This is a genomic window from Aeromonas sp. SG16 (assembly GCF_024436135.1).
GTDB classification, from domain to species: domain Bacteria; phylum Pseudomonadota; class Gammaproteobacteria; order Enterobacterales; family Aeromonadaceae; genus Aeromonas; species Aeromonas jandaei.
In genome coordinates, this window is record NZ_JANFNW010000001.1 from 845,844 (window position 1) to 862,607 (window position 16,764).

Genomic DNA, 16,764 nt, shown 5'->3' on the forward strand with positions numbered 1-16,764 from the left:
AGCTACATTCGCACTTTCCCAGTGCAATAAACCAGACAGGGGAATGAGCTCCTGCACATTCCCCTGCTGCGGCGTGTTATCGCATATTTCATTGCTGTTTGAAATCGACAAATCGTTAACAGAAGCTATTAATAATTTTCTAAAAAGCGCATTTCCCACCCTTTGGTTGCGTTTTTTGCAGTCAGCCCAATGACAATTGGCAAAATGTTGTGCTAGCTTGGCTGCACAACCGAACATACAAGGATGTAAAGATGCTGAAAGTTAACGAATATTTTGACGGAAATGTAAAATCCATCGGTTTTGAGCAAAAAGGCGAGAAATCTACTGTCGGCGTCATGAACGTCGGTGAATACCTGTTCAATACCGCAGCCCCCGAGCGGATGACGGTGATCAAGGGTGCCCTGACCATCCAGCTGGCAGATGAAGATGAGTGGCACACCTACAGCCAGGGTGAATCCTTCCTGGTTGCGGGCCACTCCTCCTTCAAACTGGAGGTGACTACCCCCACCGCCTACCTGTGTGAATTTCTCGACTGATCAGCCCGGCTGAAGGGGCTCATCCCTTCAGCCCTCTCTCCCCCTCCTGCTCTTCATATCTCTACCCATGTCACAGCGCGGCACATCCCCGCTTTTCATCCATGGCAAAAATCCTAGAATAAACAGACATAAACCATCACCGGAGTGGTGTCATGATCAGTGTGTTTGACCTTTTCTCTATCGGTATCGGCCCCTCCTCTTCCCATACAGTCGGTCCCATGCGCGCCTCTTATGCCTTTGTGCAGCAGCTCAAGCTCCATGGCCATCTGCCTCATACTGCACGAGTCGAAGTGGAGTGTTACGGCTCGCTGGGTCAGACCGGCAAGGGACACGGTACCGGCAAGGCGATCATTCTGGGGCTGTCGGGCTTTGAACCGGAATCGGTCGATATCGATGCCATCCCCGCCATTCTGGCGCAAGTGGAAAAGGAGCAGAGCCTGCCGCTGGCAGGCGAACAGCCAAGCCATTTTCCACGCACCGGTGCCATCATCTTCAACCGCCGTAAAACCCTGCCAGCCCACACCAACGGCATGACTCTGCGCGCCTTTGGCGAAGATGAGAACCTGCGCTTCAGCCAGACCTACTACTCGATTGGCGGCGGCTTCATCATCGAAGAGAGCCACTTCGCCACCGCCAAGGAGGAAGCAGCCAGAGCGGATAGCGAGCATCCCATCCCCTACCCCTTCGAGAGCGGCGCCCAGTTGCTGGCACACTGTCAGGAGAGCGGTCTCTCCATCTCCGGCATCATTCTGGCCAACGAGCGGGTCTTTCGCAGCGACGAGCAGATAAAGAGCGGTCTTCGCAGGATCTGGCAGGCGATGCAGGGTTGCGTCGAGCGGGGCTGCAAGAGCGAAGGGGTACTGCCGGGAGGGCTCAAGGTACGACGCCGCGCCCCGGGGCTGTTTCGCCAGCTCAGCTGCGAAACCAACTTCAACAAGGATCCCCTGATGGTGATGGAGTGGGTCGATCTGTTTGCGCTGGCCGTCAACGAAGAGAATGCGGCGGGCGGACGAGTGGTCACCGCCCCCACCAACGGCGCCTCTGGCATCATTCCGGCGGTGCTGCACTACTATGATCGCTTCGTCCACAAGGTCGATGACGACGAGCTGGTGCGCTTTTTCCTCACCGCAGCAGCGATCGGCATCTTGTACAAGAAGAACGCCTCTCTGTCGGGAGCGGAAGTGGGCTGTCAGGGTGAAGTGGGCGTGGCCTGCTCCATGGCGGCCGGCGCGCTGACCGAACTGCTGGGTGGCAGCCCGGCCATGGTGGAGAACGCTGCCGAGATCGGCATGGAGCACAACCTCGGGCTCACCTGCGATCCCATCGGCGGGCTGGTACAGGTGCCCTGCATCGAGCGCAACGCCATGGGCGCAGTGAAAGCGATCAATGCCGCCCGTCTTGCCCTGCGCGGCACCGGTGAGCACAAGGTGTCGCTCGACAAGGTGATCAAAACCATGTGGGAGACCGGCAACGATATGAAGACCAAATACAAGGAGACGGCCCGCGGCGGCCTCGCCGTTAACATTACCGAATGTTAAAAAACGGCAATTGACTCCATTTGGTTCCGAAATGCCCGGCATCGCCGGGTATTTTTATGGGCAAACGCTTAACAAAATGGATAAGCACCAAAATAAATTTTATACTCGCGTCTCAAACTCAACAAAAATAGATCTATTTCAACTTTTTTTAGGTCGCGAGCCGTTACACTACGGTTATCTGGTTCAGTGACCTGCGCAAACCAGCGCGTTCCATGGATCTCCCAAATTTCTGTGAGTGGGCATGCCGCCCCCTTCTACCCTGAGGTAATAGTGACATGATCAGCGTTTTTGATATCTTCAAAATCGGTGTAGGCCCCTCTTCTTCCCACACTGTTGGCCCGATGAAAGCAGCCAAACAGTTTGTTGACGAACTGCGCGCAGGCGGCAAGATCCGCGATATCACCCGCATCAATGTCGATGTCTACGGCTCCCTCTCCTGGACCGGTAAAGGCCACCACACCGACACCGCCATCATCATGGGCCTGGCCGGCAACCTGCCGGAAAACGTCGATATCGATGCCATCCCTGAATTTATCTCCCGCGTAGAGCAGACCGAGCGCCTGCCGATCGGCCTGCACTGCCACACCGTCAGCTTCCCGCGCGATGCCATGGTATTCCACGACGAAGCCCTGCCGCTGCACGAAAACGGCATGAAGCTGACTGCTTTGATCGAAGATGAAGTGGTCTACAGCAAGACCTACTACTCCATCGGTGGCGGTTTCATCGTTGACGAAGAGAACTTCGGCAAGGCTGACAGCGGCGACATGTCCGTACGTTATCCGTTCAAGAGCGCCGCCGAGCTGGTTGCCCACTGCAGCCAGACCGGTCTCTCCATCTCTGCCCTGATGATGGAAAACGAGAAGTGCTTCAACACCCCGGAAGAGATCTACAAGAAGTTCGGCAAGATCTGGAACACCATGCGTGAAGGTATCGAGCGGGGCTGCCGTACCGAAGGCGTCCTCTCCGGCCCGCTGCGCGTGCCCCGTCGTGCGGCTCCGCTCTACCGTCAGCTCAACACCAACGAGAATCTCTCGAGCGACCCGATGAACATCGTTGACTGGGTCAACATGTTCGCTCTGGCCGTGAGTGAAGAGAACGCTGCCGGTGGCCGCGTAGTCACCGCCCCGACCAACGGCGCTGCCGGTATCATCCCGGCCGTACTGGCCTACTACGACAAGTTCATCCAGCCGGTTGGCCGCGACGAGTACACCCGTTTCTATCTGGCTGCCGGTGCCGTCGGCATCCTCTACAAGATGAACGCCTCCATCTCCGGCGCCGAAGTGGGCTGCCAGGGTGAAGTGGGTGTCTCCTGCTCCATGGCCGCTGCCGGCCTGACCGAGCTGATGGGCGGTAGCCCTGAGCACGTCTGCGAAGCCGCTGAAATCGGTATGGAGCACAACTTGGGTCTGACCTGTGACCCGGTTGCCGGCCAGGTTCAGGTGCCCTGTATCGAGCGTAACGCCATCGCAGCCATGAAGGCGGTCAACGCCTCCCGTATGGCCCTGCGTCGTACCTCCAAGCCGCGCGTCTCGCTGGACAAGGTGATCGACACCATGTACGTCACCGGCAAGGACATGGACTCCAAGTACCGTGAAACCTCCCGTGGCGGTCTGGCCATCAAGGTGATGCAGGTTGCCTGCGACTAAGCAGCCACTGGCATGACGACAAAAGGCGGGTTATCCCGCCTTTTTCTTTTTACCGGTTCCGGCACTTCGTCACTGGAAGAGTGGATAACAAAAAGGATGGCCTTGCGGCCATCCTTTTTTATCTGCGCTATCCAGCCAATCACGGCACCAGGGCCGCACGCCGGATCAGGAGGAGAGTTTGCCATCCAGTTCGGCAATCTTGGCAGACCAGTAGGCCGGGCCGGTTTCGTGGATATTGTTGCCTTCGGAATCGACCGCTACGGTCACCGGCATATCTTCCACTTCAAACTCGTAGATCGCTTCCATGCCGAGATCGGCAAAGGCCACCACGCGGGCTTTCTTGATCGCCTTGGCCACCAGATAGGCGGCGCCACCAACGGCCATCAGATAGACAGCCTTGTGCTGCTTGATGCTCTCGACGGTTTTCGGGCCGCGCTCGGACTTGCCGATCATGCCGATCAGGCCGGTTTCACCCAGCATCATGTCGGTGAACTTGTCCATCCGGGTGGAGGTGGTGGGACCTGCCGGGCCGACCACTTCGTCGCGCACCGCATCGACCGGGCCAACGTAATAGATAAAGCGGTTGGTGAAATCGACCCCTTCCGGCAGCCCTTCGCCACGGGCCAGCATATCGGCGATACGCTTGTGGGCAGCATCGCGGCCGGTAAGGATCTTGCCTGACAGCAGAACGGTATCACCGCTCTTCCAGCTGGCCAGCTCGGCCTTGGTGATGCCGTCGACGTTGACACGGCGCACGTTGCCACCCGCTTCACGGGTGATCTCCGGCCAGTCGCTCAGTTTCGGCGGCGTCAGCTCGGCGGGGCCTGAACCATCGAGTTCAAAGTGAACGTGACGGGTCGCGGCGCAGTTGGGGATCATCACCACCGGCTTGGAGGCAGCGTGAGTCGGCGCGGATTTCACCTTCACATCCAGCACGGTAGTGAGGCCGCCCAGACCCTGGGCACCGATCCCCAGCTTGTTGACCTTGTCGTAGAGCTCGACGCGCAGCTTCTCTTCAGTGGTTTGCGGGCCACGGGCGATCAACTCCTGAATGTCGATGTGCTCCATCAGCGCCTCTTTGGCCAGCACGGCAGCCTTCTCGGCAGTACCGCCGATGCCGATGCCGAGCATGCCGGGCGGGCACCAGCCCGCGCCCATGGTCGGCACGGTTTTCAGCACCCACTCGACGATATCATCGGAGGGATTGAGCATGACCATTTTGGATTTGTTCTCGGAACCACCGCCCTTGGCGGCGATGCTCACCTCGACCTTGTCGCCCGGGATCATGTCGATATGGACGACCGCCGGGGCGTTGTCTTTGGTGTTTTTGCGGCTGCCGGCCGGGTCGGCCAGCACCGAGGCGCGCAGCGGGTTGTCCGGATTGGTGTAGGCACGGCGAGTGCCTTCATCCACCATCTCCTGCACTGTCATGTCGCTGTCCCACTGCACCTGCATGCCGATCTTCACAAAGCAGGTGACGATGCCGGTATCCTGACAGAGCGGACGGTGGCCTTCGGCAGACATGCGTGAGTTGATCAGGATCTGGGCCAGCGCATCCTTGGCTGCGGGGTTGGCTTCCCGCTCATAAGCAGCTTTGGCGGCCTGGACAAAATCCAGCGGGTGGTAATAGGAGATGTACTGGAGGGCATCTGCGATGGAGTCGATAAAATCCTGTTTTTTTATAATGCTCATATCATCCTCACTGGTCCTTGCATCGCACGGAGGCGATGGACAAGGGCTTCCATATGATGGCTGTACAGAGGCGCAAACCAAACACTATCGGTCAGCAAAAAACCTGAAGCACAGCAGTTTTTTCTTTAGTCACCGACACCTATGATACGCTTGCCCACCAGCACCGACTAGGGTTCGGGAATCAAACTGTTGCCTGTGTAACATAAAATGTCGCCATCACTGCATATCCATTATCCAGATCATCACACACCTCTCCACGCGCTATTTGCACGGCTGCAACATCAGCCGTGGGCCATGCTGCTGGAGTCAGCCGGGCCACTTGGTGCCGACAATGGCTTCGACATCATCACCGCCGATCCGCTGGCCACTCTCCAAACCTGCGGCCAGCTCACCACGGTGCGCAGCAGCAATATAGAAAAAGAGCATCATGGCGACCCCCTCACCCTGCTGGCCGAACTTCAGCAGCAACTGCTTGGCCAACCGGTCGCACACGACAGCAAACTGCCCTTTATAGGCGGAGCGCTCGGGCTGTTTGGCTACGATCTGGGCCGCCACTTTGAACAGCTGCCAAGTCAGGCTGCCGCCGATATCAAGGTGCCCGACATGGCGGTGGGGATCTATGACTGGGCGCTGCTGCGCAGCGTCGAGACCGGCGTCTGGCAACTGGTGCACTGGGGAGATGAAGCGGGTCTTGCTAGGCGTATCGCCTGGCTCGAGCAGCAAGTTGCCGAACCGGCACCGCCTTTCCACCTGCAAGGCAGCTGGCAAAGCAACATGAGCCGGGAAGCTTATGGCGAGAAGTTTGCCCGCATTCAGGAGTACCTCGCAGCTGGGGATTGCTACCAAATCAACCTGACCCAGCGCTTCAGTGCCCCCTATCAGGGCGATGAGTGGCAGGCTTACTGCACACTGGCGGCGGCCAACAAGGCACCTTTCTCCGCCTTTTTGCGCTTGCCGGACAGCGCTATTTTGAGCCTCTCCCCCGAGCGTTTCTTGCTGCTCGATGGTCGCCATATCGAGACCAAGCCCATCAAGGGCACCCGTCCGCGCCATCCTGATCCAGTCATTGATCGGGATATAGCCCAAGAGCTGTCACAGGCTGACAAGGACAGATCAGAGAATCTGATGATCGTGGATCTACTGCGCAACGATATCGGGCGGGTGAGCAGGCCGGGCTCGGTCAGCGTCCCTCACCTCTTTGCGGTAGAGTCCTTTCCGGCAGTGCACCATCTGGTCTCCACCATTCATGGCGAGCTCGATAATCGCTGGCAAGGAGTCGATCTGCTGCGTGCCTGCTTCCCGGGTGGCTCCATCACCGGTGCGCCCAAGATCCGCGCCATGGAGATCATCGAGGAGCTGGAGCCCCAGCGACGCAATGCCTACTGCGGCAGCATCGGCTACCTCAGCCAGCATGGCCGGATGGACACCAGCATCTGTATTCGCACCCTGATTGCCGAAGCGGGCCGTCTGCACTGCTGGGCCGGTGGTGGCATCATCGCCGACTCCGACGCCGACAGCGAATATCAGGAGACCTATGACAAGGTCGCCCGCATTCTGCCCCTGCTCACAGCACTGTGAGCCAGAGCCCCAGATAAACTGCCACGGAATCACGTTACGCCATGGATCGCAACGAACTGCTGACCCGTTTCTCCCTGCAACGGCCGGCGCCTGCCCATCGCCTCGCTATCGCCGGCCTAAGCCCGGCGGCTGTGCTTGTGCCTGTCGTGGAGCGCCACGACGGCCTGCACCTGCTGCTCACCCGCCGCAGCGCCCGGCTGCGCCATCATGCCGGGCAAATAAGCTTTCCAGGCGGGCGTCAGGACCCCGATGATCAGGATCTCATCGCCACCGCGCTGCGGGAGACCAGAGAGGAGCTCGGCATCCCCTCTCATCTCGTGCAGGTGATCGGCACCCTTAATCCGCTCAATACCATCTCGCGCTTTGAGGTGCTGCCGGTACTGGCTCTGCTCGATGCCGACTACCCCCTCGAATTGAGTGCAGATGAGGTGGAGCATGCCTTTGAGGTACCGTTAAACCACCTGCTCGATCGCCGCAATCATATCGCCCTCACCTTTTATCGGGCGGGCAAACAGCACACCGTCTACTGGATCCCCTGGCAACAGCACTACATCTGGGGTGCCACAGCCAGCATGATCTGTCAGCTGGCCCAGCACCTCGAGAAATAACAATTTGACAACTTTTAGCGGGGCGGAATTTAATCATTAACATTAAACTAGCGTGCCAAATGATAAACAAAAATTGATTTTTTACTGTTTTGATCACGTTTCTATAAGAAACTCGGGGTTTTCGTCTGTTAAAGATGAATTTGATCAACATTTTTGATTAAAAAAACCGTATCCTTGCCGCCGACTTAATAAGAACCACAATTCGGGGTGAGATAGATGTCAAATACTGTCACTGGCGCACAGGATGTCGCGACCGTAAAGGAGCAAGGAACAAGCTTCGCCAAGAGTAAAGGCTGGACAAAACAAGATTCAACCTGGGTTATCAGCCTGTTTGGTACCGCTGTTGGCGCAGGCATCCTGTTCCTGCCGATCAACGCAGGCATGGGCGGCTTCTGGCCACTGGTGGTGATGGCGCTGCTGGTTGGCCCGATGACCTACCTGGCTCACCGTGGCCTGGCCCGTTTCGTTCTCTCCTCCAAAAAGCCCAATGCGGATATCACCGAGGTGGTAGAAGAGCACTTTGGTGCCGGTGCAGGCAAGCTGATCACCCTGCTCTACTTCTTCGCGATCTACCCCATCGTGCTGATCTACGGCGTGGGTATCACCAACACCGTGGAAAGCTTCATGGTCAACCAGCTGCAGATGAGTGCACCGCCGCGCTGGATCCTCTCCATCGTGCTGATCATGGGCATGATGTCCGTGATGCTGGCTGGCGAGAAGTTGATGTTGAAAGTGACCGAAGTACTGGTCTACCCGCTGATCGCCATCCTGGCCGGTATCTCCCTCTACCTGATCCCGGACTGGACTGGTGCCGCTCTGGAGCAAGTGCCTTCTGCCAAGGATTTCGCCGTCACTCTATGGTTGACCATCCCGGTGCTGGTCTTCTCCTTCAACCACAGCCCGGCCATCTCCAGCTTCTCGCTGGCCCAGCGCCGCGACCACGGTGAGCACGCCGTCGAGAAAGCCGATGCCATCCTCAAGCGTACCGCCATGGTGCTGCTGGGTTTCGTGATGTTCTTCGTCTTCTCCTGCGTGATGAGCCTGACACCGGCTCAGCTGGCTGAAGCCAAAGCCCAGAACATCGCCGTGCTCTCCTATCTGGCCAACCAGCATGCGAGCCCCATCATCTCCTACTTCGGTCCGCTGGTTGCGTTCGTCGCCATCGTCTCCTCCTTCTTCGGCCACTATCTGGGTGCCCGTGAAGGTCTGAAAGGGATGATCGTGCAGAACATGCGCAAATCCGGCAAAGAGCCGAACGCCAAGAAAGTCGAGATGTTCATCATCGCCTTCTTCATCCTGACCCTGTGGGGCACTGCCATTGCCAACCCCTCCATCCTGGGCATGATCGAATCACTGGGCGGCCCAATCATCGCGACCATCCTGTTCATCATGCCGATGTACGCCATCAAGCGCGTCTCGGCCATGGCGAAATATCAGGGTCACATCAGCAACGTCTTCGTGACTGTGATGGGCCTGACTGCCATCTCCGCCATCCTCTATCAGCTGGTCGGTTAATCCCGCCACCGATAGTCAAAAACCAGCCGGCAACGGCTGGTTTTTTTATTGCGTCATTTTGCGTTCTTCTCTGGAAATACCAGCTCCTTTACTCAGTTGCCCCGGTTAACCAAGCTCCCTGCACTACTGCATATCTGTGCCATCACAGCCCTCCTCTCACATCATGAGAACCCGTTTTTATCTCGCCCTGTGGGGTAAACACATCCCAACCCGTCACTACGCAACAGCCTTCTGACTGTCTGCCTATCTATTTGCCAAGCCCCTGCATAGTTGGGCAATACCCACGAAACAAGGCAAAATCGAGGCAATAAAAAGCGCCCTCCGAAGAGGGCGCCAAAAAACAGCATTAACCAGCGAAGCTGAAATCAGGCCTCGCTGCTGGGGAGTGCGGCAGGTTCCAGCAGGGTTTCATCTTCGGCCATGCAGGCCGCAGCGGTGAAGAGCACGTCGGTAGAGCTGTTAAGTGCAGTCTCGGCAGAATCCTGCAGTACGCCGATGATAAAGCCGACGGCTACCACTTGCATGGCGATATCGTTGCCGATACCAAACAGGCTGCAGGCGAGCGGGATCAGCAGCAGGGAGCCACCGGCTACACCGGACGCGCCACAGGCACTGATGGTGGCGACCACGGAGAGCAGCACCGCCGTTGCCAGATCAACTTCCATCCCTAAGGTATGCACCGCCGCCATGGAGAGCACAGTAATGGTTATGGCAGCACCCGCCATGTTAATGGTGGCCCCCAGCGGAATGGAGACCGCATAGGTATCCTCCGGCAGACGCAGTTTTTCACACAGCGCCATGTTGACCGGGATATTGGCCGCAGAGCTGCGGGTAAAGAAGGCGGTCACACCACTCTCTTTCAGGCAAGTCAGCACCAGCGGATAGGGGTTACGCTTGATCTTCCAAAATACGATCAGCGGGTTGACCACGAAGGCGATAAAGAGCATGGAACCGATCAACACCACCAGCAGTTGGGCATAGCCAAACAGGGCGTCAAAGCCGGTTTCCGCCAGGGTGGAGGCGACCAGACCCAGGATCCCGAGCGGCGCGCAGCGGATCACCGCTTTCACGATGGCCGAGACGCCGTGGGACAAATCGGTGATCAGCGCCTTGGTGCTCTCGTTGGCATGGCGCATGGCGATGCCCAGACCAATAGCCCACGCCAGAATGCCGATATAGTTGGCATCCATCAGCGCCTTCACCGGGTTGGTTACCACGTTGAACAGCAGGGTCTGCAACACCTCGGTGATGCCGCCCGGCGGAGTGATCTCGGCCGTATTGGCCACCAGATGCAGATCGGAGGGGAAGAGGAAGCTGGCAATCACCGCGACCACGGCCGCAGAGAAGGTGCCAAACAGATAGAGCAGCAAAATCGGTCGCATGTTGGTCTTCTGACCCTGCTTGTGACCAATGATGGCAGCCATGACCAGTACAAATACCAGCAGCGGTGCCACCGCTTTCAGTGCGCCCACAAACAGGCTGCCAAGCAGACCTGCCGTTTTGGCCCACTCGGGAGCAAACATCGCCAGCAAGATACCGAAAACCAGACCAACCAGGATCTGGCTGACCAGACTGGTGCTATTGACCAGCCGAAGGAGGGGGTGTTGTTGTGTCATCAAAAAAGTCCCTAGGCACCGTAGTGCTCGATTCATGAGTCCTGTCTGCAACCCTCCCGTCAGCATGATTCCGTTCTGACGGGTTGCCTGCGGCCAGCCTTCTGTCGGGCCGATCCACCGGTCACCGGATTGCATGACGAAATATCCCATTCACCACTGCTTTTTTCCAGAGACCTACCAAAAAATATCCAGTATCCGGCACAAATGACCACAACAAAAACACAACAACAGAGTAACCATCCATTTTTGTTCGTTTTATCAACACCCGGGCGAATGGCCAACTGTGGTATCATCCTCCATTTGCTGCGGAGCCTTGCCATGATCCCCTCCCTTCTGACCCGACACTTCGGTTTCTCCAGTCTCCGGCCTGGCCAGGAGGCGGTCATCAACCGGATCGTGGCTGGCCAGAGTGCTATTGCCATCTTCCCCACCGGCTCTGGCAAATCCCTCTGCTATCAGCTGCCCGCCCTTGCCCTGCCCCACCTGACGCTGGTGATCTCGCCCCTGATTGCGTTGATGCACGATCAGCTCGCCTTCCTTAAAAGCAAGGAGATCAGCGCAGCCACTCTCGACTCGAGCCAGAGTCCGGAAGAGAGCCGACAGGTGATGCAACAGGCGCTGGCTGGCCAGCTCAAGATCCTGATGATCTCGGTGGAACGCCTCAAGAACGAGCGCTTTCGCCGCTTCATCCAGCAGGTGCCGCTCTCGCTGCTGGTCGTCGATGAGGCGCACTGTATCTCGGAGTGGGGACACAACTTTCGCCCCGACTACCTCAAACTACCGGACTACCGCCAAGAGTTGCAGATCCCGCAGGTGTTGCTGCTGACAGCCACCGCGACTCCAGCCGTTATTGGCGACATGCAAGCCAAGTTCGCCATTGAGCCGCAAGGGGTGGTCGTTACTGGTTTCTACCGACCCAACCTCGACTTGTCGGTCATCCCGATGCTGCCGGGGGCACGCAGCGAATGGCTCTGTCAGACGCTGGCACAATCTCAAGGGGCACCGACCATCGTCTATGTCACCCTGCAACATACGGCAGAGGAGTGCGCCGAAGTGCTGGCCAGACGGGGGATCAACGCCCGAGCCTACCATGCCGGGCTCGATGCGGCGCTGCGCAGCCAGATCCAGCTCGACTTCATGAGCGGCAAGGTGGATTGCATCGTCGCCACCATCGCGTTTGGCATGGGGATCGACAAGGCCGATATCCGCCAGGTGATCCACTATGACCTGCCCAAGTCCATCGAGAACTACAGCCAGGAGATTGGCCGCGCCGGGCGCGATGGCCAACCATCACGCTGCATCGTGCTGGCCAACCAGAGTCAGCTGCCGGTGCTGGAGAACTTTGTCTATGGCGATACGCCCGATCTGAACGCCATTGTTCAACTCCTCGGCCAGATCCGCCAAAGCGGACCCGAGTGGGAGTTCACCCTGCTGCGCCTCTCGAACGATACCAATATCCGCCAGTTGCCGCTTAAAACCCTGCTGGTCTATCTGGAGATGGCGAGCATCATCACGCCGGCCTACAGCTACTACGCTGACTACCGTTTCAAATTCGTGCTGGAGAAGCGCGACATTCTTGCCCGCTTCAACCCGAAACGACGTCAGTTTCTGGAGCAGCTGTTCGCCTGCGCGCCACTGGCACGCAGCTGGTGCACCATGGATTTCGATGCCCTCTGGCAGAGTTACCAGGGGGAGCGGCAACGCGCGGTCGCCGCCCTCGACTACCTGCAGCAACAGGGCTGGATCGAGCTTGAGAGCAAGCAGATGACCGAGGTCTACCGGATCAACCGCCATGACTGGGAACCCGCTGCGCAGGCCAGTGTACTGCACGCTCTATTCCGGCAAAAAGAGCAAAGCGAGCTGGGCAGACTGCAAGCCATGCTCGACTTTTTCACCTCGGATGAGTGCCTGAGCCACCGCCTCGCCCGCTATTTCGCAGATGAAGCGGCGCCGACCCACTGTGGTCACTGCTCGGTTTGTCGTGGCCAGGTTGCTGTACTGCCTCCTCTGCCCCTGCAGACTATGCCAAATCATGCAGGGATCCGCGCCTGGTGCGATCCACTCATCGCCAAGGCTGGCTCACAGGACGCACGCATGCTCACCCGCTTTCTGTGCGGCATCGCCACGCCGCTCACCAGCAAAATCAAGGCAAGATCGTTGGCCGGCTTCGGCCAGCTGGCACAACATCCATTTGCTGACGTGCTGCAGGCGGTCGAGCAAGCCTACACCTGACCATTCGTACACCTCTTACATCCCGCAACGGCTCACACAAGCTGAAAAAAGAAGACCCTCGCTATTGCGAGGGTCAAGCCAACGGAAACGTGCTTAAACAGAGCTTGGTGAGGTCACGATACACTCTCTTGCTAAAGCGTCTCGCTGCTCACACATGGCCAATCTAGGGCAGCAAGAATGTAGCGTCAATGTAAAAATTAGAGCTAAAAATCTAATTGTTTGAATTTACGTTGACGTGAACGTAATGACATTTTTATCCATATCTGTGCAAACCAACCCCCGCCTCATCTTTTACTGCTCACCTTTCAGGCAACGCCGGCAGTTTCCACTTTCCAATAAACATTTATTTTTTATGTCTTTGACATTTACCTCACTATCGTGGCAAAAATAATTTAACAGTCAGTAACATAGGTGTGTTGTTGACTGACCCTCCCGCACAAGGATCGGGCAGGTTTCCTCCGCATTTAACCAATCGACCTTGATGGATTACTGGGGGCTGTTGACTAGGCTTAACATTGCAAACAACACAAAAGCAGTCATCCAACTTTTTCAGGGCAAGCGACTATAACGAGGGCAAAGTTATGGGCATCTTCGAGCACTACCAACAGCGATACGAAAAGGCAAGGGAAGAGGAGTACACCATCCAGGAGTTTCTGGATATGTGCAAGCAGGACAAAGCCTGCTACGCCTCTGCGGCCGAACGTCTGCTGACCGCCATCGGTGAACCTGAGATGGTAGACACCTCTGCCAACCCCAGACTGAGCCGGCTTTTCTCCAACCGCGTCGTGGCACGCTATCCGGCATTCAAAGATTTCTACGGTATGGAAGAGGCGATCGAGCAGATTGTCTCCTACCTCAAACACTCCGCCCAGGGGCTGGAGGAGAAGAAACAGATCCTCTATCTGTTGGGCCCCGTTGGCGGCGGTAAATCCTCGCTGGCAGAAAAACTGAAATCCCTGATGCAGAAGGTGCCCATCTATCGTATCAAGGGCTCACCGGTCAACGATCACCCCTTCTGTCTGTTTGACATCGAAGAGGATGGCGAAATTCTGGAAAAAGAGTACGGCATTCCGCGCCGTTATCTGCGCCCCATCATGTCCCCCTGGGTTGCCAAGCGCCTGCACGAGTTTGGCGGCGACATCACCAAGTTCAAGGTGGAGAAGGTCAACCCCTCCATCCTCGATCAAATCGCCATCGCCAAGACTGAACCCGGTGATGACAACAACCAGGACATCTCCTCACTGGTCGGCAAGGTAGATATCCGCATGCTGGAGCACTTCGCCCAGGATGACGCCGATGCCTACTCCTACTCCGGTGCGCTGTGCAAGGCGAACCAGGGTGTGATGGAATTCGTGGAGATGTTCAAAGCGCCTATCAAGGTGCTGCACCCGCTGCTTACTGCAACTCAGGAGGGGAACTACAACGGTACCGAAGGGCTCTCAGCCCTCCCCTTTGACGGCATCTTGCTGGCTCACTCCAACGAATCCGAGTGGCAGCAGTTCCGCAACAACAAGAACAACGAGGCCTTCCTCGACCGGGTCTACATCGTCAAGGTGCCTTACTGCCTGCGCGTCTCCGAGGAGGTGAAGATCTACGAGAAGCTGCTGGTTAACAGCGAGCTCACCGAGGCTAAATGCGCCCCCGGAACCCTCGAGTTACTGGGCCAGTTCTCGGTGTTGTCACGGCTGAAAGAACCCGAAAACTCCAGCATCTACTCCAAGATGCGGGTCTATGATGGCGAAAGCCTCAAAGACACCGATCCGAAGGCGAAGAGCTATCAGGAGTATCGCGACTACGCCGGTGTGGACGAGGGGATGAATGGTCTCTCTACCCGCTTTGCGTTCAAGATCCTCTCCCGCGTCTTCAACTTCGACCACGCGGAAGTGGCCGCCAACCCGGTGCACCTCTTCTATGTGCTGGAGCAGCAGATCGAGCGTGAGCAGTTCCCGCAAGAGCTGCACGATCGCTACCTTGAGTTCATCAAGGGCTATCTGACCCCGCGCTATGTGGAGTTCATCGGCAAGGAGATCCAGACCGCCTATCTCGAGTCCTACTCCGAGTACGGCCAGAACATCTTCGATCGCTACGTCACCTACGCCGACTTCTGGATCCAGGATCAGGAGTACCGTGACCCCGAAACCGGCCAGCTGTTTGATCGGGCTTCGCTCAACAGCGAGCTGGAGAAGATTGAAAAACCCGCCGGGATCAGCAACCCGAAAGATTTCCGTAACGAAATCGTCAACTTCGTGCTGCGTGCCCGGGCTAACAATGCAGGCCGTAACCCCAACTGGACCAGTTACGAGAAGCTGCGCACCGTGATTGAGAAGAAGATGTTCTCCAACACGGAAGAGCTGCTGCCGGTTATCTCCTTCAACAGCAAAACCTCGGCCGAGGAGCAGAAGAAGCACGATAACTTTGTCGAACGGATGATGGAGAAAGGCTACACCCGTAAACAGGTGCGACTGCTCTCCGAATGGTATCTCAGGGTACGCAAGTCATCCTGACCCTGACTGTTCAAGGGGGAGTTATGGCGCATTTTATCGACCGCAGGCTCAACGGCAAAAACAAAAGCGCTGTCAATCGGCAGCGCTTCATCCGCCGTTACAAGAAGCAGATAAAACAAGCGGTCTCTGATGCTGTCTCCAAGCGCAGCATTCAGGACGTAGACAAGGGCGAGAGCATCAGCATCCCGACCAAGGACATCGGCGAGCCCCATTTCCATCAAGGGCAAGGCGGTAAACGGGAGATGGTGCATCCCGGCAATGATCAATTCGTCTCCGGCGACAAGATTGACCGCCCCAAAGGAGGGGGCGGCGGACAGGGTTCTGGCGAGGGGCAGGCATCCAATCAGGGGGAAGGAGCCGATGATTTCGTGTTCCAGATCTCCAAGGATGAGTATCTCGATCTGCTGTTTGAAGATCTGGAGCTGCCCAGACTGCAGAAAACCCAGCTCAATCAGCTGATGGAAGTCAAAACCTATCGGGCGGGCTACACCTCCAACGGGGTGCCCGCCAACATCAACGTGGTGCGCTCGCTACAAAACTCGCTGGCGCGTCGCATGGCGTTGCAAGCTGGCAAAAAGCGCCAGTTGCATGAACTGGAAGAGCGACTGGCACAGCTGGCCGCCGATCCCAACGAACACTTTGCCGAAATTGCCCAGCTCGAGAAGGAGATCCGCGAGCTGAAACGGCGGATCGATGCGGTGCCATTTATCGACACCTTCGATCTCAAGTTCAACAATTTCGTCAAACGGCCCGTCCCTTCCAGTCAGGCGGTGATGTTCTGTCTGATGGACGTCTCGGGCTCCATGGATCAGGCCACCAAGGAGATGGCCAAGCGTTTCTATATCCTGCTCTATCTGTTCCTGAGCCGGACCTACAAGAACGTAGAGGTGGTCTACATCCGCCACCACACCCAGGCCAAGGAGGTGGACGAGCACGAGTTCTTCTACTCCCAGGAGACTGGCGGCACCATCGTCTCCAGTGCGCTCAAGATGATGAACGACATCATCAACGAGCGTTACCCCGCCAACCAGTGGAACATCTATGCGGCGCAGGCGTCGGATGGTGACAACTGGGCAGATGATTCACCGCAATGCCGAGAAATTCTGGCGCGGGACATCATGCCAAGGGTGCGCTACTACTCCTACATCGAAATAACCACCCGTGCCCACCAGACCTTGTGGCATGAGTATGAATCAGTGGCCAGCCAGTTCCCCCACTTTGCGATGGAGCATATTCGCAAGGTCGAGGATATCTATCCGGTATTCCGGGAGCTGTTCAAGAAACAAGCGGCGTGAGGAG

Annotated in this window: 11 protein-coding genes; 9 read left to right on the forward strand and 2 right to left on the reverse strand. The window is 57.2% G+C overall.

Annotated features, from left to right (window positions below; all coding sequences use genetic code 11):
• Positions 1 to 251 precede the first annotated feature (251 nt).
• The 3 genes from NOM67_RS03855 (at position 252) to NOM67_RS03865 (ending at position 3,720) form a co-directional block, all read left to right on the forward strand.
• Positions 252 to 536: a pyrimidine/purine nucleoside phosphorylase gene (locus NOM67_RS03855; RefSeq protein ID WP_042030890.1), complete on the forward strand. Its 285-nt coding sequence runs from the start codon at positions 252 to 254 to the stop codon at positions 534 to 536.
• A gap of 152 nt (positions 537 to 688) precedes the next feature.
• Positions 689 to 2,074, forward strand: a complete 1,386-nt coding sequence (locus NOM67_RS03860) for an L-serine ammonia-lyase (protein ID WP_255933938.1) — start codon at positions 689 to 691, stop codon at positions 2,072 to 2,074.
• 275 nt (positions 2,075 to 2,349) lie between these two features.
• Positions 2,350 to 3,720: an L-serine ammonia-lyase gene (locus NOM67_RS03865; RefSeq protein WP_041207648.1), complete on the forward strand. Its 1,371-nt coding sequence runs from the start codon at positions 2,350 to 2,352 to the stop codon at positions 3,718 to 3,720.
• Between the two features lie 165 nt (positions 3,721 to 3,885).
• On the opposite strand, the gene NOM67_RS03870 is transcribed toward NOM67_RS03865, so the two are convergent.
• A complete protein-coding gene (locus NOM67_RS03870; RefSeq protein WP_041207647.1) occupies positions 3,886 to 5,412 on the reverse strand; it encodes a fumarate hydratase in 1,527 nt (508 codons plus the stop codon).
• Positions 5,413 to 5,706: 294 nt separating this feature from the next.
• Here NOM67_RS03870 and pabB point away from each other — a divergent pair, with 294 nt between their 5' ends.
• The 3 genes from pabB to NOM67_RS03885 all read left to right on the forward strand — a co-directional run bounded on the left by pabB (position 5,707) and on the right by NOM67_RS03885 (position 9,113).
• A complete protein-coding gene (gene pabB / locus NOM67_RS03875; protein WP_255933944.1) occupies positions 5,707 to 6,990 on the forward strand; it encodes an aminodeoxychorismate synthase component I in 1,284 nt (427 codons plus the stop codon).
• A 41-nt stretch (positions 6,991 to 7,031) separates the two neighbouring features.
• Positions 7,032 to 7,598 carry a CoA pyrophosphatase gene (locus NOM67_RS03880; RefSeq protein WP_255933946.1) on the forward strand — a complete coding sequence of 189 codons (567 nt, stop codon included), beginning with the start codon at positions 7,032 to 7,034 and terminating at the stop codon, positions 7,596 to 7,598.
• A gap of 216 nt (positions 7,599 to 7,814) precedes the next feature.
• A complete protein-coding gene (locus NOM67_RS03885) occupies positions 7,815 to 9,113 on the forward strand; it encodes a serine/threonine transporter (protein ID WP_255933949.1) in 1,299 nt (432 codons plus the stop codon).
• 365 nt (positions 9,114 to 9,478) lie between these two features.
• Here the strand turns inward: NOM67_RS03885 and sstT are convergent, their stop codons facing one another.
• Entirely contained in the window at positions 9,479 to 10,729 is a 1,251-nt protein-coding gene (sstT, locus tag NOM67_RS03890) for a serine/threonine transporter SstT (RefSeq protein ID WP_215807987.1), read from the reverse strand.
• A 318-nt stretch (positions 10,730 to 11,047) separates the two neighbouring features.
• On the opposite strand from sstT, the gene NOM67_RS03895 reads away from it, so the two are divergent.
• From NOM67_RS03895 to NOM67_RS03905, 3 genes are all read left to right on the forward strand, one after another.
• Positions 11,048 to 12,961 (forward strand): ATP-dependent DNA helicase RecQ, encoded by a 1,914-nt coding sequence (locus NOM67_RS03895; RefSeq protein ID WP_255933958.1) that lies wholly within the window; start codon positions 11,048 to 11,050, stop codon positions 12,959 to 12,961.
• Between the two features lie 581 nt (positions 12,962 to 13,542).
• Positions 13,543 to 15,465, forward strand: a complete 1,923-nt coding sequence (locus NOM67_RS03900) for a PrkA family serine protein kinase (protein ID WP_033113275.1) — start codon at positions 13,543 to 13,545, stop codon at positions 15,463 to 15,465.
• 23 nt (positions 15,466 to 15,488) lie between these two features.
• Entirely contained in the window at positions 15,489 to 16,760 is a 1,272-nt protein-coding gene (locus NOM67_RS03905; RefSeq protein WP_182925556.1) for a YeaH/YhbH family protein, read from the forward strand.
• Positions 16,761 to 16,764: the final 4 nt, after the last annotated feature.